This window comes from Parashewanella sp. 2304DJ23-3 (assembly GCF_056591695.1).
Genome location: NZ_JBWQOH010000003.1, coordinates 106,587 through 132,158, shown reverse-complemented (window position 1 = coordinate 132,158; position 25,572 = coordinate 106,587). Strand labels below are relative to the sequence as shown.

General features: G+C 37.3%; 22 protein-coding genes. 16 read left to right on the top strand and 6 right to left on the bottom strand.

Annotated features, from left to right (window positions below):
- Positions 1–42: 42 nt before the first annotated feature.
- The 12 genes from AC1EU2_RS08580 (at position 43) to AC1EU2_RS08525 (ending at position 9,752) form a co-directional block, all read left to right on the top strand.
- On the top strand, positions 43–321 hold the full coding sequence (locus tag AC1EU2_RS08580; protein ID WP_480297802.1) for a hypothetical protein: 279 nt from the start codon (positions 43–45) through the stop codon (positions 319–321).
- A gap of 159 nt (positions 322–480) precedes the next feature.
- Positions 481–948, top strand: a complete 468-nt coding sequence (locus AC1EU2_RS08575; RefSeq protein ID WP_480297800.1) for a GNAT family N-acetyltransferase — start codon at positions 481–483, stop codon at positions 946–948.
- A 47-nt stretch (positions 949–995) separates the two neighbouring features.
- Complete coding sequence (locus AC1EU2_RS08570) at positions 996–1,328, top strand: hypothetical protein (protein WP_480297798.1); 333 nt, start codon at positions 996–998, stop codon at positions 1,326–1,328.
- A 337-nt stretch (positions 1,329–1,665) separates the two neighbouring features.
- A complete protein-coding gene (locus AC1EU2_RS08565; RefSeq protein WP_480297797.1) occupies positions 1,666–2,955 on the top strand; it encodes a LuxR C-terminal-related transcriptional regulator in 1,290 nt (429 codons plus the stop codon).
- A gap of 497 nt (positions 2,956–3,452) precedes the next feature.
- On the top strand, positions 3,453–4,349 hold the full coding sequence (locus AC1EU2_RS08560; RefSeq protein WP_480297795.1) for a hypothetical protein: 897 nt from the start codon (positions 3,453–3,455) through the stop codon (positions 4,347–4,349).
- Positions 4,350–5,140: 791 nt separating this feature from the next.
- Complete coding sequence (locus AC1EU2_RS08555; protein ID WP_480297794.1) at positions 5,141–5,587, top strand: GNAT family N-acetyltransferase; 447 nt, start codon at positions 5,141–5,143, stop codon at positions 5,585–5,587.
- Between the two features lie 116 nt (positions 5,588–5,703).
- Positions 5,704–6,282 carry a hypothetical protein gene (locus AC1EU2_RS08550; protein ID WP_480297792.1) on the top strand — a complete coding sequence of 193 codons (579 nt, stop codon included), beginning with the start codon at positions 5,704–5,706 and terminating at the stop codon, positions 6,280–6,282.
- A 47-nt stretch (positions 6,283–6,329) separates the two neighbouring features.
- Positions 6,330–6,695, top strand: coding sequence for a cupin domain-containing protein (locus tag AC1EU2_RS08545; RefSeq protein WP_480297790.1), 366 nt, complete (start codon positions 6,330–6,332; stop codon positions 6,693–6,695).
- A gap of 98 nt (positions 6,696–6,793) precedes the next feature.
- Positions 6,794–7,153 carry a DUF1304 domain-containing protein gene (locus AC1EU2_RS08540; RefSeq protein ID WP_480297789.1) on the top strand — a complete coding sequence of 120 codons (360 nt, stop codon included), beginning with the start codon at positions 6,794–6,796 and terminating at the stop codon, positions 7,151–7,153.
- Positions 7,154–7,200: 47 nt separating this feature from the next.
- Positions 7,201–7,647, top strand: coding sequence for a hypothetical protein (locus AC1EU2_RS08535; protein ID WP_480297787.1), 447 nt, complete (start codon positions 7,201–7,203; stop codon positions 7,645–7,647).
- Positions 7,648–7,775: 128 nt separating this feature from the next.
- On the top strand, positions 7,776–7,976 hold the full coding sequence (locus AC1EU2_RS08530; RefSeq protein ID WP_480297785.1) for a hypothetical protein: 201 nt from the start codon (positions 7,776–7,778) through the stop codon (positions 7,974–7,976).
- The gene (locus tag AC1EU2_RS08525) at positions 7,977–9,752 is read left to right on the top strand and encodes an amidohydrolase family protein (protein WP_480298126.1); all 1,776 of its coding nucleotides are present in this window, start codon (positions 7,977–7,979) and stop codon (positions 9,750–9,752) included.
- Between the two features lie 68 nt (positions 9,753–9,820).
- Here the strand turns inward: AC1EU2_RS08525 and fadE are convergent, their stop codons facing one another.
- Positions 9,821–12,268, bottom strand: a complete 2,448-nt coding sequence (gene fadE / locus AC1EU2_RS08520) for an acyl-CoA dehydrogenase FadE (RefSeq protein WP_480297784.1) — start codon at positions 12,266–12,268, stop codon at positions 9,821–9,823.
- A 276-nt stretch (positions 12,269–12,544) separates the two neighbouring features.
- Between fadE and AC1EU2_RS08515 the strand changes: the two genes are divergently transcribed.
- A complete protein-coding gene (locus AC1EU2_RS08515) occupies positions 12,545–13,351 on the top strand; it encodes a class II glutamine amidotransferase (protein WP_480297783.1) in 807 nt (268 codons plus the stop codon).
- Here AC1EU2_RS08515 and AC1EU2_RS08510 read toward each other — a convergent pair.
- On the bottom strand, positions 13,289–14,041 hold the full coding sequence (locus AC1EU2_RS08510) for a DUF3108 domain-containing protein (RefSeq protein ID WP_480297782.1): 753 nt from the start codon (positions 14,039–14,041) through the stop codon (positions 13,289–13,291). The two genes, AC1EU2_RS08515 and AC1EU2_RS08510, sit on opposite strands and share 63 nt — an antisense overlap.
- 15 nt (positions 14,042–14,056) lie before the next feature.
- A complete protein-coding gene (locus AC1EU2_RS08505) occupies positions 14,057–14,392 on the bottom strand; it encodes an MGMT family protein (protein WP_480297781.1) in 336 nt (111 codons plus the stop codon).
- Positions 14,393–14,542: 150 nt separating this feature from the next.
- Here AC1EU2_RS08505 and AC1EU2_RS08500 point away from each other — a divergent pair, with 150 nt between their 5' ends.
- Positions 14,543–16,327, top strand: a complete 1,785-nt coding sequence (locus AC1EU2_RS08500) for a DUF885 domain-containing protein (protein ID WP_480297779.1) — start codon at positions 14,543–14,545, stop codon at positions 16,325–16,327.
- Positions 16,328–16,457: 130 nt separating this feature from the next.
- Positions 16,458–18,548 (top strand): prolyl oligopeptidase family serine peptidase, encoded by a 2,091-nt coding sequence (locus AC1EU2_RS08495; RefSeq protein ID WP_480297778.1) that lies wholly within the window; start codon positions 16,458–16,460, stop codon positions 18,546–18,548.
- A 39-nt stretch (positions 18,549–18,587) separates the two neighbouring features.
- Here AC1EU2_RS08495 and AC1EU2_RS08490 read toward each other — a convergent pair whose 3' ends face one another.
- On the bottom strand, positions 18,588–19,040 hold the full coding sequence (locus AC1EU2_RS08490) for a hypothetical protein (RefSeq protein WP_480297777.1): 453 nt from the start codon (positions 19,038–19,040) through the stop codon (positions 18,588–18,590).
- 204 nt (positions 19,041–19,244) lie between these two features.
- Between AC1EU2_RS08490 and rplY the strand changes: the two genes are divergently transcribed.
- On the top strand, positions 19,245–19,532 hold the full coding sequence (gene rplY, locus AC1EU2_RS08485) for a 50S ribosomal protein L25 (RefSeq protein ID WP_480297776.1): 288 nt from the start codon (positions 19,245–19,247) through the stop codon (positions 19,530–19,532).
- Between the two features lie 380 nt (positions 19,533–19,912).
- On the opposite strand, the gene AC1EU2_RS08480 is transcribed toward rplY, so the two are convergent.
- Positions 19,913–23,707 carry a translocation/assembly module TamB domain-containing protein gene (locus AC1EU2_RS08480; RefSeq protein ID WP_480297775.1) on the bottom strand — a complete coding sequence of 1,265 codons (3,795 nt, stop codon included), beginning with the start codon at positions 23,705–23,707 and terminating at the stop codon, positions 19,913–19,915.
- Complete coding sequence (locus AC1EU2_RS08475) at positions 23,704–25,539, bottom strand: autotransporter assembly complex protein TamA (RefSeq protein WP_480297774.1); 1,836 nt, start codon at positions 25,537–25,539, stop codon at positions 23,704–23,706. Before AC1EU2_RS08475 ends, AC1EU2_RS08480 begins: the two co-directional genes overlap by 4 nt.
- Between the last annotated feature and the right edge of the window lie 33 nt (positions 25,540–25,572).

The following is a 25,572-nucleotide window of genomic DNA, read 5'->3' as shown; positions in this document are numbered from 1 at the left end:
TTAAACCGTCTAATAGCAATTGCCTTACTCTGCACATATATCATGGTTTTTACAGGGCAATTTGGTTATTACAAGGGATTTCAAGATGCTGTTTCTGCAATCGGTACAGTCAACAACTGGCAGGCAGGTAGTGGTGTCATTTATTTTTACCTCTATGCAATTATGAGTTTGTTCTTTATTGCATTTCTAGATTTTGCGGCTGAAAAGCTTTCACCAAGAACAAAAAAGTTTGGTGAAATAATCATAAAGCCTAATGTCTGGGTGTGTCTTGGGTACTTTATTGCAATCGCCATTTTTTGGTATTTAGAAGCATTTAGGTAATCGCTAGTAATTGACTACGACATTGAAAATAGTGTGTTAACGATCTATTTATCGTTTCGATTTATTAATTTTCAAACCCCTGTTAACTGAGCGTTATGAACGTTGCGGACACAGTAATTCAAATGATAATATTTTACGTAGTACATATATGAGGTGAACATGGAATTTTCATTACTCGCTGATCACCCGTCTGCAGCACCTATTGTGGCAAAGTGGTATTTTGATGAATGGTGTAAAGATACAGGGCGACACTCTTTAGAGTTTGTACAAGATAATGTCGTTACAGCAATCAATACTGAAACGCCACCAATGCTTGTGCTTTGCCACATTAAAAATGAATTAGTTGGTGCTGCAGAACTGAAAATAAGAGAGATGGATTCGTTTCCTGAGTATGAATTTTGGATTGGCGGCGTTTATGTTCATAAAGCATACCGCGGAAGGAGTATTGGTTCAGGTCTTGTTACAGAGGTTTTAAAAAGAGCTCAAAAAGCGAATATAACAAAGTTGTATTTACAGACTGAAAACTTATCGGGTGGCTTATACACCAAATTTGGTTTTAGACATTTACATCAGGTTGACTCAAAAGGCATACAAGTAACGGTTATGTGTGCTGAGCTTAATGCTTAACAATCGATGACTGTTCACAGGAGGGTATAACATTCAAGGAGAGAAACATGTATAAATGGCTTCACAGACTTCTGACTACCTTCATCACTATAAGTGTTTTCGGAGGTTCTATTTATTTAATGGTTCAGAAATTGGAGTTTCCTATGTTTGTTGGGTTTTTAGTAGGGGCTTTTCTGACGACTATCGCTGTGGCCCTTTTTTTGAAGATACCGATGATTTGCAACCAAGCAGGTTGTAAAGGCACCGCTCGGATTGAGTTTGATGAATATTTGTCTGATAAATGGTATCGACACTTTTTAGTATCTGGTCATCGTTGCAACCAGTGTGGACATTTTATTAGAATGCCGAAAAATTCATCTTCCAATGTTCATAACAGTTAACCTATTATTCTGTTAGTTACATATGGTATGGGCTTGTTGTTACTTTAGATGCGCAAGTTTGTATAAGCCCGATACAATCATTATCTAACATAGCGCATTCATTGTGCTTTAACATTCCTCAGTTTCACTTTCTTGAACGTCAAAAACTTCAACAGAACAAGAGCTATTGTTAATGAATATCCTTCTTATTCCTGTTAAGGTGACTTTTACTGGCCTAGTGATTGAAAAAGTAAGAATTTTACTTTTTCAGGTTGTTCAAATATGGCTCTCACAGTCTATTACTGCTTGGTAATAGATCGTGAATAAATAATAAGAACAACTTTGAGGGATCATTGACATGAGTCAGCAGCAAATAGGGCCACAATTAACATCCAGACAAGATGAGATTTTATTATTGATCTCTAAAGGCCTAACGAATAAAGACATTGCTGAGCTATTAAACCTTTCTGTTAATACCATAAAGACTCATGTTTCAGCATCTTTTTTGATTTTGGGGGCAAGCAATCGCGCTGAAGCGATCAGTTTATATAAAGCACGCCAACAACATTATGACGGTATGCGCCTGCTCAAGCTTTCCGTTAAGAGTTTCAACCATGAAACAGATCTACTTAAGGACGATCTCGAAAAGCGATTGCTGGATTTTGATTTTTTTGAGCTCAGTGATCAAGCAAATGTCGATTACATTTTAAATGTCAAATACAAAGCAGGGAAATACCATTTAAGCTTGTATCATTCAGAACATCAGTCTTTATTGTGGCAAACATCTGAAAGCATTTTGAAAGAACTAACTCAACTGGCAACAGCCATTGAGCTTACTCATTTAATTATTCATCATTGTATCAAGCATTATCAACCATCAAACGATGAACAAGGGTATTTACACTTTTATCATGGAGTAGGGGCTTTACTACACGATTCCCCACAAAAAAGAGTGGCCAGCTTACTGCACATACAACAAGCAAGAACAGTTTTACCAGATATTGCAGTTGTTCAAGCGCTCAGTAGTTTAATTGAATATAGAAACTTGATAGAAGCACCAAAAACGACTAATACGTCTTCGACAATGACCAAAATTACCTTGCACGCCAAAACGGCTTTAAGTTTGAAAAAGACGTGTTGCTGGTCTCATCTTTCGATGGCTGTGAATCACTTTATTAATCGAAATGTTTCAGAATCTATTGAACATTCAAAAGCGGCTGTGGCCCTTAATCAAGCAAACTACATGGCCTTACGTTTTCTTGCACAAATGTACGCATTAAATGGTCAGCATACGCTAGCGCTTGAAACGATCGATCGTGCGTTAGAAGTGTATCCCGCACTGCATTGGCAAGGCGTGATGATGTCAGCAAAAGCATTGGTGCACTTTGCTCTAAAGGATTACACATCGTGTATTTCATATTGTCAGCGTAGTACTGACTATATTGAAAGCTCATTATTGAATCATTTGGTTTGGATTGTAAGTTTAGTCGCAACAGATCAACAGGGTGAGCTTAAGCGAGTTGTTGATACGCTTCCCGCTTTTAACGCTGCTGAATATAAGCGATTACTTGCGATGCTCCCTGGAGACTCCATTTCTCAATTTACTGCTGTGTTACATGACTTATCAATACTTCCTAAACAACTATAAGAATTATTCAGCCTCACCTTAGCTTCTTAGATATTTGTCATTTTTATCGTGACAAATTCTAAGTAACTCTCTTATTGAAACGTCCTGCTCAGTTTAATTTCACCCAAATAGGTGAATGACGACAGATGTTACATGCTTCATATTACGAAGCGCTACGAGGGTCTGTTGATCTTTCGTGATTGTTTTTGCAGCGATAAATTGGTTATTTTATGCAAGGCAGCGCTTGTGCGGTTTGGTTATTACCGACATATAAAACTGTCGTTACTTCGTTTCCAAATAAACAAGCGATAACGCAGTACTTTTTATTTTGAAAGAGCAACCAATTTTCGCTTTCTCTTTTTTCGATGCTTTTTAGCGTTCACTGTCCTGTGTTGTGACCAGCTCACTTAGATGACTAAGCTTCACTGCTCACGCCTTGAACAGATAAACGCTAAAATAGCACAAAATTTAATCCTGAAAGATCAACAGACCCTAAACAAGAAAAGGATATAATTATAATGACAAGCCAATCAACACAATCAATTAATGAATTTAACTCTGGCGATATAATGCTTTTCAAAGGTGACCCAGAGCATAAGTTAAATTGGTTAATCATGCACTTGAGTGATTCTGAATATACCCATGCCGCACTTATTTGTGAAAATGGAGTTTTAGCCGATGAAGGTTTATCTGGTTTAGCTAAACACCGATTTTATGAAACTAAAGACGGACGCTCGGTCAGTGTAATGCGACTCGCTTCAGCCCATGATTTTACCCCGTTAATGCAAACCGCTGAATCCTTGATAGATGCAAAGTTACCCTATGATAAACCTGGATTAATCTTAGCAGGGTTATTGTTACTACATAAAAAGCTAACAATGAATTGGGTTACTCAAAAACTGGTGAGTCGAATTTTAAATGCCATTAGTAAACAAATTGATGTCACTTTATCTCATGGTACTGACAGAATGACTTGCTCTCAGTTTGTTTCTGCCGTTTATACACGCTCTGGAAGTGAATTTGCTTTAAACTTTGTTAATGCTGATCTTTTACAAGCTACGGTTAAACAAGGTTTATTGATGGATTGTCATGCTTTTCTTCAACAAAGCGAATTACCGGTACAACTTATGACTTCTCAGGAAGAAGAGGTGGACGTAGATCTACTTATTAGCGACTTAACTGAAGTTCTTAAATCACCCAGAACAGAACCAGAAACGCCTTTACTTGCCGAAACCATCCAATCTGTTGCACTTTTCTCACAGAGCCTAACGCAGATTTCTGACTCTAAAAAAGCCATCCATACGCTTATTGAAGGTCAAGAGATGTTTATCACGCCTGGTGATTTGCGTCGTCATTGTGTCAATTTAAAGCACGTTGGCGATAGTCAAGTAGAACGTTGCGATGATAATTTGTAGATAAACCCCACTCATTTGCGTTGTTCTTTATTAAAAGCCAACTGGAGTAAAGGTTGGCTATAAGATGTTCTTTGTAAGTACTCTTTTAAATCTTAATTTTTCGCCGCCAACTTACTTCTTATCAGCCTCCAGCCACCCATTTGGGTGATGAAGTTTTAATTCCACCTCTGTAGCATTTTCATTATCGATATATTTGTACTGCATACGTCAAAACATACATTACTTAAAGATTGATTTGATAAGGTCAAACTATGCTCGCAATGAAAGGAAGATCGGTTGCAACACCACATAAACAGTTAAATACAAAATTACCGTTAGTTGGATACGGGTTAATGCTAGCAGGACTGGTATTTCCTATTGTGCTGCTTGGAGGCATTTCATGGTTGATCTTTTATAGGAAGAGCAGTGATTCATACTTCAGGAATCATTTCGAATTCATCAAGCGCACGACCATTATAGGTGCCTATCTTTTCACTGTAGCCTTACTGTTTGATAGCTTATTCGTTGGATACTCCTTAATATTCCCGATATGGCTTTGGTGGCTATACCGCCTTTTGAAAGGTTTTTTATTATGTCTGTGTAATGGAGTACCTTATGGAAAAAATAAGTATGGATAATACAATGATAAAAAGGTTATCTTTAATTTGGTTATTTTTTATTGACCGAATAGAAGGTGGTCGTGTTCATCTTGGCTTCGTGAAAGCAAGGAGTATTTAAAAAGTACTTAGAAGTCGTCGTAAGTTGCTCAGATCGTCAATTTTTTGCTTCAAAAAATCACTAAGCGAGCGTTTATGAATATAAAAAAAATCACGACAACCGAGTTAGATGACTTGGTTATGCTTTTTGATCAATATATGGTTTTTTATAAGCAGCCATCAGCACCTGACGTATATCGAGAATACCTACACGAACGCTTAAAAAACGATGAAGCAACCGTTTTTATTTCTTATGACCCAAATCAACAACCCGCAGGTTTTGTATTAAATTATCATTCGTTTTCTTCAGTATCACTAGGGAGGATAATCGTGCTGAACGATTTGTTCGTCTCACCAATATATCGAAAGCAAGGTATCGCCAACCGTTTGATCGGCAGTTCAGTAAAGTTAGCGAAAAGCATAGGCGCTATTCGAGTGGACTTAAATACAGAAAAAAACAATTTCTCAGCCCAATCCCTGTATGAGAAAATCGGATTTATAAAAGAAAATGATTATTTTTCTTATAGTTTTGTCGTTAATTAAATTCGCTATAGCTATTTTGATGGATAAATATTGGTATTGATGTTTTTAGCTGCTCCAGAACACCAATAAACTTAATTAGCCTGTTAACGAGGCGTTATTTCTGCATGGATGAATATATGAAACATTTGGCGCTTTTATTCGTAACTGTTTTTATGATTGGTTGCACGAGTTCGCTCTGGAAGAAACTGACTTATGTCGAGAACGTCGTAGGTTACTACTTTATTAAAGAGAAAAATTTATTGCTGATCGAAGGGAAAAAATACAGTTATATTATTGAAGCGCAGCCATTACTTGAAAAAACCTTGTTAACCAGTCGCAACATCAATCTTGTGCCAACATTTACAGAGTTTGAGCTCGATGCCTCGAATAATATTTCGGGTAACCTAAACCTAGCGTCATTTAATCATGAGGATAATGACAAGTTAGTACCCTTGGGTTTTATAAAAAGTAAAAGTGGCACTCTTGAGCGTAACTTTTCAATATCCGGGCAGCGTTATGAAGTAAAGGGAGACTTTCCATTTCAAAAATTGGAGGGTGACCATCGCTTACAGGTCAGTATTCCTGAAGCTCATATTAGAAAGCTTGGAAAAATCATTGCAACGCCAGCTACTCTTGCAATCGACGCCGTCGGTGTTGTTGCAATAGGCTCTGTGTTTGCGCTTGCTGGCATTGCTAATGGGATTGACCATATGTAATACCAATTACAGTAATTAACTTCCCACTCAGCAAGAGAATAAGAATAATGAAGTATGAACCTGTAAATTTTAATGAAAAATATGGCCTTTTTACGGAAACTTGGTCACCAAAAGTCATTGCTGAAATGAATGATTATCAATTTAAATTAGCAAAAGTTGAGGGCGAATTTGTTTGGCATGCTCACGATGATACGGATGAAACATTCGTGGTCATCGATGGCACTTTAATCATTGAATTTAAAGATGGTAGAGTAACGCTGAATGAAGGTGAAATGTTTGTTATCCCCAAAGGTGTAGAGCACAAGCCTATTGCCGAAAACTTGTGTAAAATCTTACTTATTGAGCCTAAAGGTATCGTCAATACAGGTGATTCTGATAGCACGCTTACCGCAGAGAATGATGTTTGGATATGACTATCCCCTCAATATTTAAGAGGTTACACCTAAGAAGCAGAGTAAGAGTTTCCTCTGAAGTGTTATCATTTTGATGAATACAATTATATCGAGATAAAATGCAATATTTACCATTTGTTTTAGTTTTGCTTGTAGCGATTGAGCATGCGTATATTTTAGTCCTTGAGATGTTTCTCTGGACCAGAAAAAGAACCTTAAAAGTATTCGGCATCACAAAAGAAGAAGCCGAAAACACAAAAGTAATGGCTGCTAACCAAGGTTTATATAATGGATTCTTGTCAGCAGGATTATTTTGGGGGCTTTTTCACCCACAATCGAATATCGGTCTGCAAGTACAGATCTTTTTTCTATGCTGCGTAATTACTGCTGCAGTTTACGGGAGTATTACCGTTAAAAAATCAATTTTGTTGGTACAAGGTTTACCAGCTTTACTCGCATTAATTGCTGTGCTTGCTTAATAAACATTTCAAAAGATTTTAATTGAAGCACATTAAAGGGAATAAAAATGAAAAAATTAATGATCATTCCATTACTCATTTCTTCAACTTTTTTGCTGTCAAAAGAGGCGAGTGCAGGGCCATTTACGGAACAATTATCAAGGTGTCTTGTAACATCAACTTCAGTTGAAGATCGCAACAACCTTGTTCGATGGATGTTTTCTGCTGCAGCTAAGCATCCAGCCGTTAAGGACTTAGTAAATGTAACACCTGAGATTCTTGAAAACTCGAATAAAAAAATGGGCGAACTGATGACTCGTTTGTTAACTGTATCCTGTTTAAAGGAAACAAAAGAAGCATTAAAATATGAAGGTAATGCAACGATAGAGGCGGGCTTTAACGTCTTAGGACAAGTTGCAGGTAAAGAAATGTTTTCACACCCTCAAGTAGCAGAAGGGATGTCTAATCTCGAGAAATACATTAATACAGAAGCTATCGACAAACTGATCAAGTAGATTATCTCAATATATGGAACCTCACTTTGTTGAGGTTTTTTTATTTGTACCTTTCAAATAACCGCTATGCATTTATAGTTAAATAAATATTTTTACGTCAATAGAATGAATCACATGGAGGTGATTCTATGTCTAAAAATCTAATAGCTTTCTTATTTTTAGTTATACCGTTTGATGTTAATGCTACAAATTATGATGTGCTCATTACTCATGTTGACTATCTCGATGTAGAAAATAATGAACTCATTGAATCTGGGTTTATAGGCATTAAAAATGGAAAAATTATTTACATCAATAAATCGATACCGGACTCTACAAGTGCATCTTAAATTATAGAAGGGGATAATTTAATCGCTCTACCGGGCTTCATTAATACTCATACCCATTTATGGCAGCATGTTGCAAAGAGTTTTTCTCCAACAGATAATCTGCAACACTGGTTAGAAATATACGATTATGCGTTTTACTTTGATAAGCAAAGCATGTTCGATGCAGTTTATGTTGCGGCAAAGCAAGCGCAACTCTCTGGTATTACAACTGTCGCAGATTTTGCATCAGCTAATTTTTTCTCAGAGGCATTATCTGGAACCTGTGAAGCATTAATCAGTTCTAATATGGATGGTGTTCTAATTTGGTGGAACCCATCCGCTTTTATGCCTTATGACGCAAAGTTAAAGGCCATTCCTCAGTTACAAAAGCAGTGTCAACCACTCGAAGTATGGATGGGACAAGGACCGATTTCATTCTTCCCTTTGCCGGCAATTAAAGATGGAATTACATTGGCTGAAGATCTTGATCTAGGTATCTCTGAACACACAATGGAAAATATTCAAGAACAGAGGGATGTTTATAGCGGGCTTGTAAATTATCTAAAAATGTATGGAGAAAACTTGTCATCAAGCGATAGGGCAATGATTCAATCTTTACTAGAAGCAAGTCCGCCAAGTGATGTTAATAATCTTATGACCATAAAACGATTGGCAAAACAGGTGCTTGAACTTTCTAAGGATACATTAACACAAAGTGACATTAAACAACTTGAAGTTTTAAATAACTATGAAAATTACTTCTCACAAATTCCTTTACTCGATTACCTAGGCGCACTTGATCTAAATAAGCCTTATCTATCGATACACAGCGTTTGGCTAAATGCATCTGATATCGAAACTTTTAAAAATAAAAATGCCGCAGTTGCTCATACACCTGGTTCCAATATGTATTTATCTTCTGGAATAGCGCCAGTTATCGATTATTTTAATAATGACATCGAAGTGGGTTTAGGAACCGATGGAGCTGCGAGCAATGATGGCATAAATTTTTTTGAAGCTATGCGTGCTACTTGGAACATTCAAAAACTTCATTATTTAAAAGCCGATTATATTCACGCTAATTTAAACCATTGGAGAATTTTGTATGCAGCAACACTTGGCGGGGCTAAAACACTTGGAATAGAAAATAAAACAGGTTCATTAACGAAAGGGAAAGAAGCTGACATTGTTCTTCTAACCAAAAATGAACTTGGCTTGTCTCCCTGGATTACAAATGAAAATGCAGTTCCATTACTCATTTATGGTTCGAATAAACGGAATGTTTACCATGTAATGTCAAATGGGAAGTGGGTCGTGAAACAAGGAAACCTTGTTGGCGATACTTCTGCTGAATTATCTCAAAAACTCACAAATACAACACAAAAGTTAATCAAATTAGAACGTTTTGGGAAAACATGGAAACGACAGTTCTTAGTCTCTGTACCCCAGCATTTGAACCAAGTTTATGACTCATTGAGAAAGCTTGATGAGGTCAGCTTAGTCATTATCAATGATACAGAAGAGAGTAGAGTTATTGAGTTGGCTTTTTCAGGTCAACCGTTTGGTGGGGCTTCGGCCTCTATGTTGTCACGCAAAACCTTGAATCGATTTCCATTATCTAACCCCGAAGCGTGGTGGACAAAAACCATCAAGATTTCGAAAGGAAGTAAGCTCACAATCATTAAAAACACTGGGAGTTATGATTACACAATTAATTTAGATGATAAAACTATTGGGGAAAGGAAGGGTGTTGATGAGCAAATTTATATTAATCTTATAGATAAAAACGAGTATTAAATGTTTAGTACTTTACGCATTAGATTATCTCGCCCGTACACAGGTGTATGGGCGAGATAATAGTTTAATTACGCTGCGTAATTAGCTTGATTAGCTGACTTAACCATTGCTGTTAACTCTTCTGGATCAAAATCATCTACATTGATTGATTTTAAACGTCCAAGTTCAGCACGCTTCATAAGCTCAACCTCTTCTGCAGTAATACAGTCAAGTTCAACACCTTTTTCAGCAACTTTATCTAGCCACATGAAAGGAATTTTCTCACCTGCCATTTCACAAATTCGCTTATGAATTGGCTCACAGGCAATAAGGTCAACGAATGTTTGCTCTTGTATGCCTGCAATATTATATTGAGTTGGTGTTAAATACTGACCTTTTGCAAGGCGATCTCTTGATGCACAAGGTGTTTGCATGATTTTTGCTACTTTGTGATCTAACACATCACTCGGTTTTGTCACTGGGCGACCAAATGGGAAAATGACGAGCCTAAGAACAGGCCCTAGACCCATTGGGAAGTTATCGAGTAACTCGTCAAGTGAAGTTTGCAATTTATGAAGTGCATCTTCACAAGCCCACTGGACTAATGGTAAATCTTCGGTTAATCGTCCTTCATCGTTATAACGCTTTAACACACCAGACACGAGATACATTTGGCTTAATAGGTCACCCAGTCGAGCAGAAACTCGCTCTTTTCTTTTAAGTTCACCGCCTAAAGTACCCATAGCTAAATCAGAGAGTAGGGCTAAGTTTGCACTAAAACGATTCATTTGTTGATAGTACTTTTTAGTTTTATCTGAATACGGGGTATTAGAAAATCGTGAACCGGTTAGACCTAACCAAAAACTTCGCACGAAGTTACTAATTGCAAAACCAATATGACCAAATACAGCATTATCAAACTTACGTAATGACTCTTTGGGATTCGGATTAAATGCTGCTTCCATTTCTGGTAATACATAAGGATGGCAACGTATCGCACCTTGACCATAAATGATCATAGATCTCGTTAAGATGTTCGCACCTTCAACGGTAATCGCAATTGGAGCAGCTTGATATCCGCGGCCTAAATAGTTGTTTGGGCCTAAGCAAATGCCTTTACCGCCATGTATATCCATTGCGTCAATGACACACCTCTGCATACGGTCAGTAAGGTGATATTTAACTATTGCAGAAATTACAGAAGGCTTTTCACCTAAGTCAATGCCTGTAGTGGTTAGCGAATTAACACCATCCATTAAGTAAGCATTACCACCAATACGTGCCATTGGTTCTTCGATTCCTTCAAGTTTACCAATGGGTAATTTGAATTGACGACGAATTCGTGCATAAGCACCAGTAGCAACGGCAGCTGTTTTGATACCGCCTGCAGCGTTTGAAGGCAATGTAATACCGCGACCAACAGAAAGGCACTCTACAAGCATGCGCCAACCTTGACCTGCCATTTCTTTGCCACCAATGATGAAATCAATAGGAACAAAGACTTCGTCACCTTGAGTTGGTCCATTTTGGAACATACAGTTAAGTGGGAAATGACGACGACCAGTAATTACACCTTCTACATCTGTAGGAATGAGGGCACAGGTGATACCGAGTTCTTCTTGGTTACCCAGTAAATGTTCAGGATCTCTGAGTTTAAATGCTAAGCCTAATACGGTGGCAACTGGTGCGAGTGTGATGTAACGCTTGTTCCACGTTAACTTCATACCTAATACTTCTTCACCTTGCCATTGACCTTTACAGACAACACCGTAGTCAGGAATCGAGCCTGCGTCACTACCAGCTTCAGGGCTTGTTAAAGCAAAACATGGCACTTCAAGGCCTTTGGCCAAACGCGGTAAATAATGATCTTGTTGCTCAGGTGTACCATAATGCTGGAGAAGTTCACCAGGACCTAATGAGTTTGGTACACCAACAGTTGATGCAAGTTCACTACTCACACCAGCTAATTTTTGTAACACTCTAGATTGGGCGTAAGCAGAGTATTCTAGACCACCAAATTTTTTCTTGATGATCATGGCAAAGAAGCCATTATCTTTTAAATATTGCCAGATTTCTTGAGGTAAGTCGGCTAACTCATGTGAGACTTGATGTTCATTGAGCATGCCACATACTTCTTCAACAGGGCCGTCTAAAAATGCTTGCTCTTCATTTGTAAGTCGTGCAACCGGAATGTTATGAAGCTTTTTCCACGAAGGCGCACCTGAGAATAAATCAGCTTCCCACCAAGTTGTTCCTGCTTCAATTGCTTCTCTTTCAGTTGAAGACATTTCAGGCATGATGCTTTTGTAAAGCTTCAAAAATGGTTTTGAAATGAACTGTCTTCTGAATGATTTTACGTTGAAAGGTAATGCTATGATTACGAAAATTGCGAAAGGCAATGGGCTTCCAACATGAAAGTACGAAGCCGCAGCACAAATCACCGCAGCAGCTATGGTCGTGGTTAAAAGTGAAAATCGTAAATATGCACCCGCAGCAATTACTACTAATAATGCACATATCCAAAGTAGAGTCGTCACCGTAATTCTCCTTATTTGATACAAGCTAGATCACATATCGCAAAATCATGGTTGCGACTTAGATCAAAGTATAGCTCGTGGTCAGACCTCTGTCTCATTTTAACGTTATACTTAACCTAAAATTAATACAAGCTTTTTCAAACATCTGTTTAAAAAATGCGTTTTAATTTCAGCTTTAGTTCAAAAAAGAATGTGTAATGAAATGGTTAATCTAGAATATGCGTCAAACAAAAGCTAAAATTAACCTAATTTCATATTTCAATTTGAGTTGTTTAAATGTGCGAACTCTTGGCCATGAGTGCCAATGTACCAACAGATATTGTATTTAGTTTTACAGGCCTTATCGAACGAGGTGGGAATACTGGCCCTCATGTTGATGGTTGGGGAATTGCTTTTTATGAGGGTAAAGGTAATCGAATATTCAAAGACGTAAGCCCAAGTAGTGAATCTCATATTGCACAGGTCATAAAAACCTACCCAATTAAAAGCGAAGCTGTGATCAGTCATATTCGTCAAGCTAATCGTGGCGAAAACTCCTTAGAGAATACACATCCATTTAACCGTGTGTTGTGGGGCAGAAATTGGTGCTATGCCCATAATGGTCAATTAAGTGATTACCATGATGTCCTTGATGTTAAGCGTACATTTCCTGTCGGAGAAACCGACAGCGAATTAGCGTTTTGCTGGATACTTGAACAAGTGGTTAATAAATTTGGTGAAAAAGAGCCTGAGGATTACTTAGCTGTATATAAATATATCGCCACATTGGCTGATGAAGTAAGAAAACTGGGGGTCTTTAATATGATCATCAGTGATGGACTGCATTTGATGTCGTTTTGTGGCAATAACCTTTGCTATATCACTCGAAGAGCGCCTTTTGGTAAAGCAACACTTAAAGATACTGACGTAACGATCGATTTTCAAAAAGAAACAACACCAAACGATATTGTTACCGTTATTGCCACTCGTCCATTAACTACCAATGAGGAGTGGCACATTTTAAAGCCTGGGGACTGGAAGTTATTTAAGCTCGGGGAACTTGTCGCTACCGGAGAAACTGTAGCTGTTAATGTAAATCTCTAATTGTTTCTTTCCTTTCTTCAAATGTGAAAGTTTAACTGGCAGATAAGCAAGTTTTGGCGCCATCCATATATATGTTTGGCGCTTTTTCTTTTTTCTCACAACTTCGAGCTTTACGGTATCGTATTTGATTCCATTTATTTCAATGACTTCCTCGCCATCTATTTTAAAGGTGTAATCATCTTTTTTATTACTCTTGATTAGCTCGTATTTATAAGATTTTTTATGATTAGCAACATCTAAACGTAATTGAAGCTGGATAGATAACGAATCATACAGTTCTGGGTGATACTCAAATTCTTTTTTATCACCTTTATAGCGGCTATATATTTTCTTTTGTTGATCGAGAAAAACTAACTGCTCCTGATAGTCACTTCCTGTGCCTTTTCTATCATGAAAATAACGAAGAGGCTTAATCGTATTATTCTCAACAGAAAACTCACTCGATACTTCTCTGTTGTCGGATAAAACGAGCAATGCTAGCGCACTTTCAAATGTATATCGGTATTCATTCTTCCCCGTTGGCTGAAGGTTGTAGCGTGCTTTTCCTAATTCAATATCACCATAATACACTTTATATTCTGCACGCTGCGGCGTAAGTGGAGAAAATGTTTCAGCAGTTTCTGCACGAGTAAATAAAGGGAATGTTAAAAAAGACGTGATAAGTATCGTTTTTAATGTTTGTTTTATCATTTTGATATCAGTCCTTTAAAATGGAATATCCATGACTAATGTGGCCAAGTCGGGGCGCCACTCGTAGTCTGCGAGCTTAATTTTACCGTTATTGATTTCGATTCCTTCTACCCTCAATAGTTCAATTTGTTCTCGGTAACCTTTGGTGTCTTTTGGGATAGAAATTTTACCTTGGCTATTTATAACTCTGTGCCATGGAATAAGCATAGACCTTGGAGCTTGTTTAAGTGCCTTTGAAACCATTCTTGAACGACCAGGTAACCCTGCTAAGTCAGCAACCTTCCCATAAGTAAATACATTACCTTCTGGGATCAAATTTACCACAAAGAGTATTTTTTCATTTGATGTCATATTTTGTAGCCATACGTTATGTAAAGGACACTATGCCTAATCTTTATTAAAGAACAAAGAAATATTTTGTATCAACTCTACTTACTTAATGCGGTATATCTGAAGTATGATTGTGCAAAAGAAATAAATAATTATAAATTGGGAATAATGATGAAAAAGACCATTTTATCTACGCTTATTGTTGTTGCAATAGGTGGTTTATCTGCATGTAGTAATCCTTCAAATACTCCGAAAACTGTCAATGTCGTTAAACAAGATTCAATGCATAAGTTTGCTGACTTTTCGAGTGAGTTTATTAACAGCCTTTGGCAGCAGTATCCAACATGGGCTCTTTACAGTGGTTTTCACAAATATGATTCAGAGCTTACCGTTCCGGATGCAGCTTCAAGAGTAAAAAGCTTAGCATTCGTAAAAGCACAGCGTCTTAAACTTAGCTCATTTAACACTGAATCTTTACAAGCTAATCAATTAATCGACTATCGCTTAATCGAAAATTTATTAAACAGTATTGAGTGGGACATCAACCGTGGTAAATCATGGCAATGGAACCCGTCTCAATATAATGTAGCAGGCGGGTTCGCTCAATTAACCAATGAAAACTTTGCTCCACTTGATGAGCGATTAAAATCAGTGTTAGGCCGTATGGCAAATGTTCCTGCTTTTTACAAAGCAGCAGAAGCAAATATTAACAATCCAACCCTTGAACACACACAGCTGGCGATCCAACAGAATAAAGGTGCATTTTCAGTATTTTCTGACGATTTATTAGCTAAAGCCAAAGATTCTGGTTTGTCGACTGATGAAAAAGCATTATTTATTGAACGCTTCAATGCATCTAAGCAGGCCATAAACGGTTATATTTCTTGGCTTGAAAAGCTTGAAGTTAAGCTTAAAAAGAATGGTGCTAAGAGCTTTCGTATCGGCGAAAAATTATATGAAGAAAAATTCGCTTTAGATATTCAGTCTGGAATGACTGCAAAGCAATTATATCAAAAAGCGGTTGCGGACAAAGATCGTGTTCAAGCTGAAATGGCTAAAATCACCGATAAACTTTGGCCAAAATATTTTAAAACAGCTAAGCCTGCAAATGAAAAAATAGCAATCAAACAGTTAATTGACAAACTATCGTCTAAGCACGTAAAGCGTGAGAACTTTGTTGAAGAAGTTAAAGCGCAAATTCCTGAGCTTGTGAAGTTTGTTAATGATAAACAATTGGTCACGCTTGATCCTAGCAAACCACTCGTTGTTCGTGAAACCCCTGCCTATATGCGTGGTTTTGCAGGCGCATCAATCAGTGCACCTGGGCCTTATGATAAACAAGGCAATACTTATTATAATGTCACGCCATTAGATGGCATGACTGATGCTCAAGCTGAAAGTTATCTTCGTGAATATAACCACTGGATTCTTCAAATTTTAAACATTCATGAAGCGATTCCAGGTCATTACACTCAATTGGTCTACTCAAATGAATCACCAAGCTTAGTAAAGAGTTTGTTTGGTAATGGAGCAATGGTAGAAGGGTGGGCTGTTTACACAGAGCGTATGATGTTAGAAGAAGGCTATGCCAACTTCGAACCTGAAATGTGGCTAATGTATTACAAATGGAACTTACGTGTTATTTGTAACACAATCCTTGATTACAGTATTCAAGTTAATGGCATGACTAAGGCGCAAGCACTTGATCTCATGATGAATGAAGCATTCCAACAAAAAACTGAAGCTGAAGGTAAATGGCGTCGTGCTACATTAAGTCAGGTTCAGTTAACGAGTTATTATTCAGGTTATCGTGAAATTTATGATTTTAGAGAAGAATATAAAAAACGCTTAGGTAAAGATTTCGACTTAAAAGCTTTCCATGAAAAGTTCTTGAGTTATGGGAGCGCACCCGTTAAATACATTCGTCAATTGATGTTGAATGATTTGAAAAAATAAGCGGTAAATATTGTAAAGGCGCCTTAGGGCGCTTTTGTTACATTTGGTAATTAATTTTGTTAATTGATTTATTTCTCAATGTTTTTTCATTCGTTACAATGTCCAAGATAATTAGAAAAGGGAAATCATAATGAATAAAAAGGTTTTTCCATTTATGGCGCTATCAGTGTTAGCTACTTCTACATTTGCACATACTGACCACGATAAGTATATGTGGCTTGAGAATGTTGAAGGTGCTAAAGCCATGAAATGGGTTAAAGAGCACAATAAAGCGTCTTTAAAGGAAATAGAAGCTTATCCTAAGTTCGATAAACTTGTTGAAAACGGATTAGACATTTATAACTCGAAAGAACGAATACCATACGCAAGCCGAAGAGGTGATTACCTCTATAACTTTTGGAAAGATGAGAATCATGTTCGTGGTATTTATCGACGTACAACCATGGAAGAATATCTAAAAACTAACCCAAAATGGGAAACAGTTTTAGATATTGATGCCTTAGGTAAAAAAGAGGACGTTAAGTGGGTATATAAAGGCATGAATTGTCAGTACCCAGAAAATGTTCGCTGTTTTGTATCTTTATCACGTGGTGGTGCTGACGCAGTTGAAATTCGTGAGTTTGATTTATCAACTAAAGACTTTGTACCTAAATCTGAAAAGCCTTTCTTTCTACCAGAAGCTAAATCTGATTTAAGTTGGATAGACAAAGATACTGTTTTTGTCGGTACTGATTTCGGTGACGGTAAAAGTATGACCGATTCAGGTTATCCACGTGTTGTGAAAATTTGGAAACGTGGCGAACCGTTGTCAGAGGCGAAAGAGATCTTTGCCGGTGATAAAAAATCAGTAGCTGTTGCCGCATACTCAATGTATGACGATAAAACACCTTTAAGATTAGTGGGTGAATTTAAGACATTTTACACATCTCAATACCAAGTTTACCAAAATGGTAAGTTATCCAATATCCCTCTACCAGAAGACGCAGAAATTAAAGGGTATTTTAACGGCAAGGTATTCATTGAGCTGAAAAGTGATTTAACCCTAAATGGAAAATCATTTACTCAAGGTTCTGTCGTATCTACACCCGTTAATGCTTTAATTGGGCAAAAACCTAAGTATGAGTTGTTTGTAGCGCCGACTAAAACAGCTTCAATCTCTTCAGTAAGCTTTACTAAAAGTGCAATTTTCGTTAATTGGTTAGATAACGTTAAGAGTAAATTAGTTCGCTACACACAAAAATCAGGTAAGTGGAGCAAAGATACTGTTCCATTTAAAGAAAACGGTGCAATTAGCATATTTGATGTAAAACAAGATGAGAATGATTTCTTCGTAACTTATACGAGTTTTCTTGAACCTTCGTCATTATATCGTGTAAACGGCAAAACACTTTCAATTAAGAAAGTAAAAGCGATGCCTCAGCAATTTGCAGCTGATAAATTTACAACTAAGCAGTATTTTGCGACTTCAAAAGATGGCACTAAGGTTCCATACTTTGTTGTTATGGCAAAAGACACTAAATTAAACAGTAAAAACCCAACGTTACTTTATGGGTATGGTGGCTTTGAAGTTTCATTACGTCCATCTTACTCTGCGATGATTGGTAAAAACTGGTTGGAGCAGGGCGGTGTCTATGTACTTTCTAACATTCGTGGTGGTGGTGAGTATGGCCCTGCGTGGCATCAAGCGGCGCTAAAGAAAAACCGCCACAAAGCATACGAAGACTTTGAAGCAATTGCTGAAGATTTGATTGCTCGTAAAATCACCTCAAGCAAGCATCTTGGTATTCAAGGTGGCAGTAATGGTGGCTTATTAATGGGTGCTGCATTTACACGTCGCCCTGATCTTTATAATGCCGTTGTGTGCCAAGTTCCGCTATTAGATATGAAGCGCTTTAATAAGCTTTTAGCAGGTGCGAGTTGGATGGGTGAGTACGGTAACCCTGATAATGCAGATGAGTGGGATTACATCAAGACTTATTCTCCTTATCATAACCTGACAAAAGGTGCTCATTACCCTAAAGTCTTTTTTACTACTTCTACGCGAGATGACCGAGTTCATCCTGGTCATGCACGTAAAATGGTAGCTAAGATGGAAGGTATGGGTATTGATGTTCTTTATTATGAGAATATCGAGGGTGGTCATGCTGGGGCTGCGGATAATACTCAAGCTGCTAAGCTGCGTGCTTTGACTTACGCTTATTTGATGCAGCAGTTAAAATAAGCCATTGAAATCGTAATAGAAGGAATTTATTTTCTTCTATTACGATAATCTCTCCATTAATTGCCTATCCATTTCTGCGGAGCGAGTTGCAATTTTATGCCAATAAGCGCCTTCAAAAAACTCTTTTAAGTTATTAGCCAAGAGTTTTGCATCCTCTGCATTACCATTTGTTTGATGCCAATTATATTGATAAAGGATAAGATTTACTGCCTCACACTCAAACATATTATTTACATAGTCTTCTTTTCTATCAAACCCGAATGCTGACATCATCAAACTTTTAAACCGATCAAAAAGACCATAACTCTTTTTTTTCGCAGCCCAGACAGCTACATCACCTTTAGTTTTATTTCCATCTGTGTAACTAATTTTAAAATCTCTATTACAAAATGATATTATTGTTCCATCAGTTAAGTTTTCACCAAACCTTAAATGATTTACAAGAGAATTTTGAGCTTCTAGCTGTCGTTCTGGTATTTTTAAACTACTCATTAAGCCCCCTAGATTTATTTAAAACTTCATCAATCATATAACGTAGTGCTAATTTTTATAGTTAAATTATGTTAACTATATAAGCAGTTGAATTATGTTGATTGATTAGTCATAGGTCTATGCTATAATCCGCCAGCTTTCATGGAGCAGGACTGGTCGAGGTACTGCTCTTAATTTTAATTTGAAGATAAAAGTGAGAAAAATATGTCTTACACACTAGTTGCACAAACCCGTTCTGATTTAGGGAAAGGTTCGAGCCGCCGCCTACGTCACGAAGGTAAAGTTCCTGCAGTTATCTATGGCAAAGGCCATGATGCAGTTTCAATCGTTTTCGCACATAAAGATATCATCAATATCCAAGAGAACGATGATTTCTACTCTAGCGACCTAACTATAAATTTAGATGGTAAAGACGTTAAAGTTCGTGTTCAAGCTATGCAACGTCACTCGTTCAAGCCACAAATTGAACACGTTGACTTCAAATTTGCTTAATTAATATAGCTAATTTGTAAAAGCGCCTTTTGGCGCTTTTTTTGTATTTGTTGTTAGAGGCCGTTCCCAATTAGTCATTTCGATTTGTTACTGCCAACTTTAGGCGTAACCAGTAGGGCTGTGTATATTTTTCGTTTCTTCTGTAGTTGCCGAATGCTTATGTAGAACAATTACACCTCACATTCGTCGTCTTGAATAAACAAAAAATCTACAACAGCAAATCGAAATCGTTAATTGGGAACGGCCTCTAGCCTTTTACCATTGATTGATTTTTTCTTATACTTTTGTCTTAATTTTTGCTTCATGCAATACGCATTTAACGAGAATAAAATGTTTCGATATTCTTAATATCTAATTAAATTAACAGAATTCGAAAGAAATTAATTTCCTATATCAAACCGATAATAAATATCCAGCGACTGGCCAAGTGCACTAGAGACTGTTTCTAAGTAGAGCTTTGATAATAAATAATATCTTACAGTAAGCTCATAACCTGGGTCGAAGACACCATAACCATATTTTAAAAGCAATCGATCACCTATATAGCCACTGATTGCTATCTTTCCATCGTCATTTGCGTTCAATTGAACATTAGAAACACCTAGCTTTTGAGCCAAGCTTTCTGCTGTATCCCCAACAGCAGCCAATGGGTTGTTATCACCTGCCTGTGCACCCAAAGTCAAAGCAGCGCTTAACAATAACGCATTATTATTGTTTTGTTGCTCCTCACCGTTTGCACTATCAAAACCTCGCCCTTGAAGTAAATAAGACACAATTTCAGCTTGTTCTAGAGTAGGGTTTGAGAACAATGTGATTTTAGGGCTGTTTACTGTTCCAGTAACCTTAACGCCGACGGTAACATCCTGATCAGATATATCTTTAACTGCTTCAATATCCAATGAAGGGTTATTCAATGGGCCAACAAATTCTAAGCCACCTTTTTGAATGTTCAGTGTTTGCCCCAAGAAACGATAATTACCATTTTGTACTTTAATATTACCAAACATGAGTGGCTGAGAGCCTGTCTCTTGGCGAAGTGATAATTGGCCTCCGAGATTACCAGTTAATCCTGAACCACTAATCTTTAGACTATTACTGACGTTTATATTCAGGTTACTTGAAAGACTAATTGGAGATTGTGTTTTTTCTATGCTCTTGTTGTCAGTAAAGACTACATCTTGTGACAATGGAACGCCTTGTTTTGGTAATGGGGTTATTGTTATATCACCGCCTGTAACGTCAATATCTCCAGCTACTTTTATACTTTTGTCTTTTAATTTTATGTTTATTTTTGGAGATACGGTCAGAATAGCAAGTGGTGGCTCTATTGCTGTAAGATTTTTACCTGCAATATTGAGGTCGCCCAATAAGACCCCGTTAGGCCACTCCAAATTACCAGAAAGGCTAGCTTTACCTTTGTTCATACTCCAATTTGCATCAATCATAGCTCTGTCATTTTTCAGCGTTAAATTGATTAAAATGTCATGAAAATTCGTGGGATTTTTAATAAACGCAATTTCGCCTTTAGTTAACTTAATAGCACCATTTATTATTGGTTTATGCAGGTTGCCACTAAGCTCTATGTTTGAGTTGACCTGTCCCTCCAATGTAGAAAATATAGGGAAGAACTCTGCGAGAGGCGTTAATTGAATACTCGACAAATTAACGTAACCTTTTAAGGTACGTTCTGGCTTAACTGAAACTGCAAAGTTAGCAAGCCAGTGCGCATAACTGTCTGCCTGTAGTTTGCTTTTTATTGTTAGCCATTGAGTATCAAGTTTTGCGTTAAAGCTAACACTTTGATATGGAAATACTCTTGGTACTTTTCTATGTGGATATAGTACCACTTGCCCTGCAGGAAGTGATACATCGAGCTTTGCAATAGGTTTAGTGAAATTGGTCCATTGAACATTTGCCTGTGCGTTAAGTATTCCACTTATAGACAGATGTTTTGGTAGAAATGCATGAAATACTTCATCTGCAGAACCTTTATATTGAAGACTTAATAATCCATTCTTGCCAAGTTGTGCATTACCTTTGGAACAGAAATAGTCATTATTATTATTTAAGCAAAATTCAGTAAGAAGCCCTAGTTTGCTCTCGATGTTAAAGTTGAAATCAATCGTTTTATTAAGCTCCCAAGTTGATGACTTATTGTTAATTGCCAGCGATGGAATAGTGATATGCAAGTTTTCTTTATTCAGTTTTGTATAGAACTCTGTATTGACGTTTGCTTTACCCTTAGTTTTAAGTACCGCTTTTAACGAATTCAAATCTCCATCAAGGCCAAGGAATAAATTTCGAATTGACACACCATATACGCTTAACGACTTCGCCTTTACTGTTGTACCAGCTAAAGCCATTGCTTTCGGATTAACACGACCACTTATTTGAACATCGATGCTCTTTACATCATTACCATAATTGAGGTTTTTTATTTCGCTTTTGTGCCATAAAACTGGAGATGCATTGGTATTATTAACTGTGAATACAGAGCTTAATGTCCCACGTAGTTTTGGTATGAATGTGCCAAGGTTTTCAGACAATAATCTGCCGCTAAGCTTATTTGTCTGTTGATTTTTAGTTAAGTACATTTCAGAGCCGAGTGCTTTCGCTATGAAATTGTCGGCATCAACTCTATAATTTGAATCGACGTTGATTTTGCCATTAACTTTTAAAGGCAGCCCCTTCAATTTACCCGTTAAGTCAGAATGATTAATGTTAAGGTGCCATGCTTTTTGTTTGAACGCAGCATTAGTCGCTAATGTGCCGTTGAGCACGATCGAAGGTAATTCTTGTGTATATTTGTCGCCAAATTGTTTAACTTTTAGTGATTTAAACTCGCTATTCAAATTCCATTCAATTCCATCATTCCACTTCAGATCTCCAATGAGCACTACATTCCCCGATGGAGAGTTAGCTTTAAGATTAACGTCAGAAACCCCGCTATTATCAATACTGGCATTGCCTTTTATCATTAACTGAGGAATGTAAGGAGAGTCGATAAGGCCATTAACTTCGAATTTTGCTGACTCAGTTGTTCCGTCAATCTTCATCGAAAAATTATTTGCTGATATTTTTCCTTGAGGTATTAACCATTTTCCCGTCAAATCTTTGATAGCCACTTTGCTGGGTGTACCTAAATCAATGAGATTCAGCTTTGCTGTAAAATGCGTATTAATTTGGCCTTTTGCCTCACCAAGTATTAAAAGGTTTGCAAAGTCGTCTTTGACCGAGAAGTTCACACCTTGTTGTTTAACTTGAGATAAAGAGTGCAATGAACTCAGTGGTGATTGAAGTGTCTTTAATGGTTCTAAAACACTTAATGATCCCTGTAAATCAGTAGGGTAGTGCTTCTTAAAATCAAGTGAACCAGAGATTTGACTGCGAATACCGGCATGAATCAAATTAAAGCTTTGAAGTTCGAGTTTTGTACCTATCCAATTACCTCTCTTTAAGTCGATCCGTTTAAAGGCAAAAGGCATGCTATCTAATTCAAGGTTGCTATCAACTAAAGCAGCTTTTTTAATAAAAATTGGAAAAGGTAAATTCACCGTAGGCAAATTTTGACGTTGCTTAGGTGTACGACTTTTACTCGACTTGGTCCGCAGTTCTTTTTGCCATACGCCAGACATTGTAAAGCCAACAGTTGTAAGCTCGGCAATATTTAAACCTTGCCTATCCCAATTGCCTTGAAATTGTAACTTATCAGCTTTGTAAAGTTGTTTTCCCACGCTGATAGCCACATTCTTCAGGTGTGAGTTGCGGTTAGATAGAGTAAAAGGTAAAGGGAAACCATCATTAGACGAAGCGATATTGGCTTCTTCTGACGGTTCATCAGTATTCAATACTTTTACGTCAACATGGACCATTTCTGCTTTTAAGTCATTAATACAGAGTTGATTATTCAAGTAACAAATTGGATTCCAATCTAAATTTACTTGTTTTGCAACGACTTTAACCGTGTCGGTATCTAAAGCAAAACGCTTCAGTTTAATGCTCTTATTTAACGTGCCACTGTCATAATCAATAGAAACACTTGGGATAAGTGCCTGCACTATGAATATCGTGAATCTACTGCCTACTGGTGTTCCAACAGCTAAAGCCAGCATCACCAAAATAACGACAGGGAAATAAATTAAAAATCTTAATGCACTTTTGAGTGTCAGTGTCATAGTTCTGACCCCATAGTTAAGTGAATTCGCCATGGAGTAGTAGAGGTTTCATCGTTATTCACGCCAACACCGAAATCGAGCCTGATAGGCCCAACAGGTGAAATCCAATGTAAACCCAGTCCTGTTGATACTAACGGTTTAAACTGACTTAAGTCATAAGCATTACCAGCATCAACAAATGTCGCAACACGCCATTTTGGTGTAAGATAATATTGATATTCAATACTTGCTACCGCTAAATATCGGCCACCTATCACTTGTCGGTATTTCTGCCCGTCAATAGTGTAATCACGATAAGGGCCAAGCTCTTGAAAACCATACCCACGAATACTTTGATCACCGCCTGCAAAATATCTCAAGGAAGGTGGGATTAAAGCAAGCTGATCACTTTTAGCAATGTTAACACCTAAGTCGAGTCTCGATACGAATCTATGTCGCTCCATTGGTGTAACAATCCATTTATAACTAGCCTCAAGCTTGGCTAATCTTATTACTGAACCAAGGTATTTATCGGCATACTCAAAATTGTAGTCTTGACGAAAACCCGATTTTGGGTCAAGCGAATCATCACTTCTTATTGTTCTCGAAAATGATAGCCCTAATAAATAATATAATGGTGAGTATTCAATATCTTCTTGGGTATATACTTCTTTTAACGATTTAACCGAATAACTCATAATCCACTTGTTTTTAAAAATTTGTTGCCTTGCCGCACCATATAAAAATTGCTCTGACTCAAGCTTTCCTGATGTTCTAAAATCGCCATCTTTGGCATCAAATTCTTGTGTAACGCCATACTTATCTCTAATAAGCCCAACCTGAATTTTTAATTGGTCATTTATTGGGTGAGTTAAAGGGATCGTATACGTCGTGCGTAATTTTGGCCTTTCACGGGACCATTCCAGCGAAGTTTGTTGTGAGTGACCATGCCTATTTATCTGAGGGGTATGCCATGTGATACGTACTCTTGGATCAAGTTCACGCTCACTCGAGCTGCCAAAGTCTGCGCCCAAACCAACTTCAATGGAGTGGGGAGCACGATTTTGAGTTTCTACTTTTATCGGTACAACCTCATTCTTACTTTCATTGAGCTTAGGTAAGACTTTGATAGAGCGAAAATACCCTGTTTGGCTTAGTATGGAACTGAATTCTGAAATCTTATCAGTTGAATAATAGCTCTCATGTTCAAATGGCACTAATTCATGTAGCAAGGTTTTATCTAAATCACTTCCTACAAAGTCTACTTGACCAAACTTAAAACGATCCCCCGATTTGAAATGTAGAACTATTGATGCTGACTTTGTAATGCGATTTATTTGAATTTGCGACTGATCATACGAAGCATTAAAATATCCATTTTCTAAAGCCAAACCAATAAGCTGAGACTTTGTGGTTTCATAAAGACCATGATTTAATCGATCCCCAAGTTGTATTGGTATCGTCGAAAACCATTTTGCATAAGCCGCTTCTGTTGCAAGTGAACCATCGACCTTTATATCAACATCTTTAACTATGATAGGATCGTTCAATACGATACTGATTTCATAAACCCAAGCTGAATGACTCGTGCGGGTTAAGTTGACACCCAATGATGATTGATAATAACCAACACTTTCTAAAGCATCATTTATGTTTGTTTTTGCGTTAAAAATAAACGCTCGTCGCTGAGATTTAGACTTAGGTAATTGTCCTAGATGAGCAATAATATTTTGTCGAAGTTTAGTGTCGACACCTGATATTTTTACATGAATTAAATCATTAGAAATTGCATGCGCCCAAAACGATGGCGTAAAAAGCAAAAAAAATAATGATAAATAAAGAATTTTCTTCAATCTCTGTCTTACTTTTATAGCCTTTACCCTACA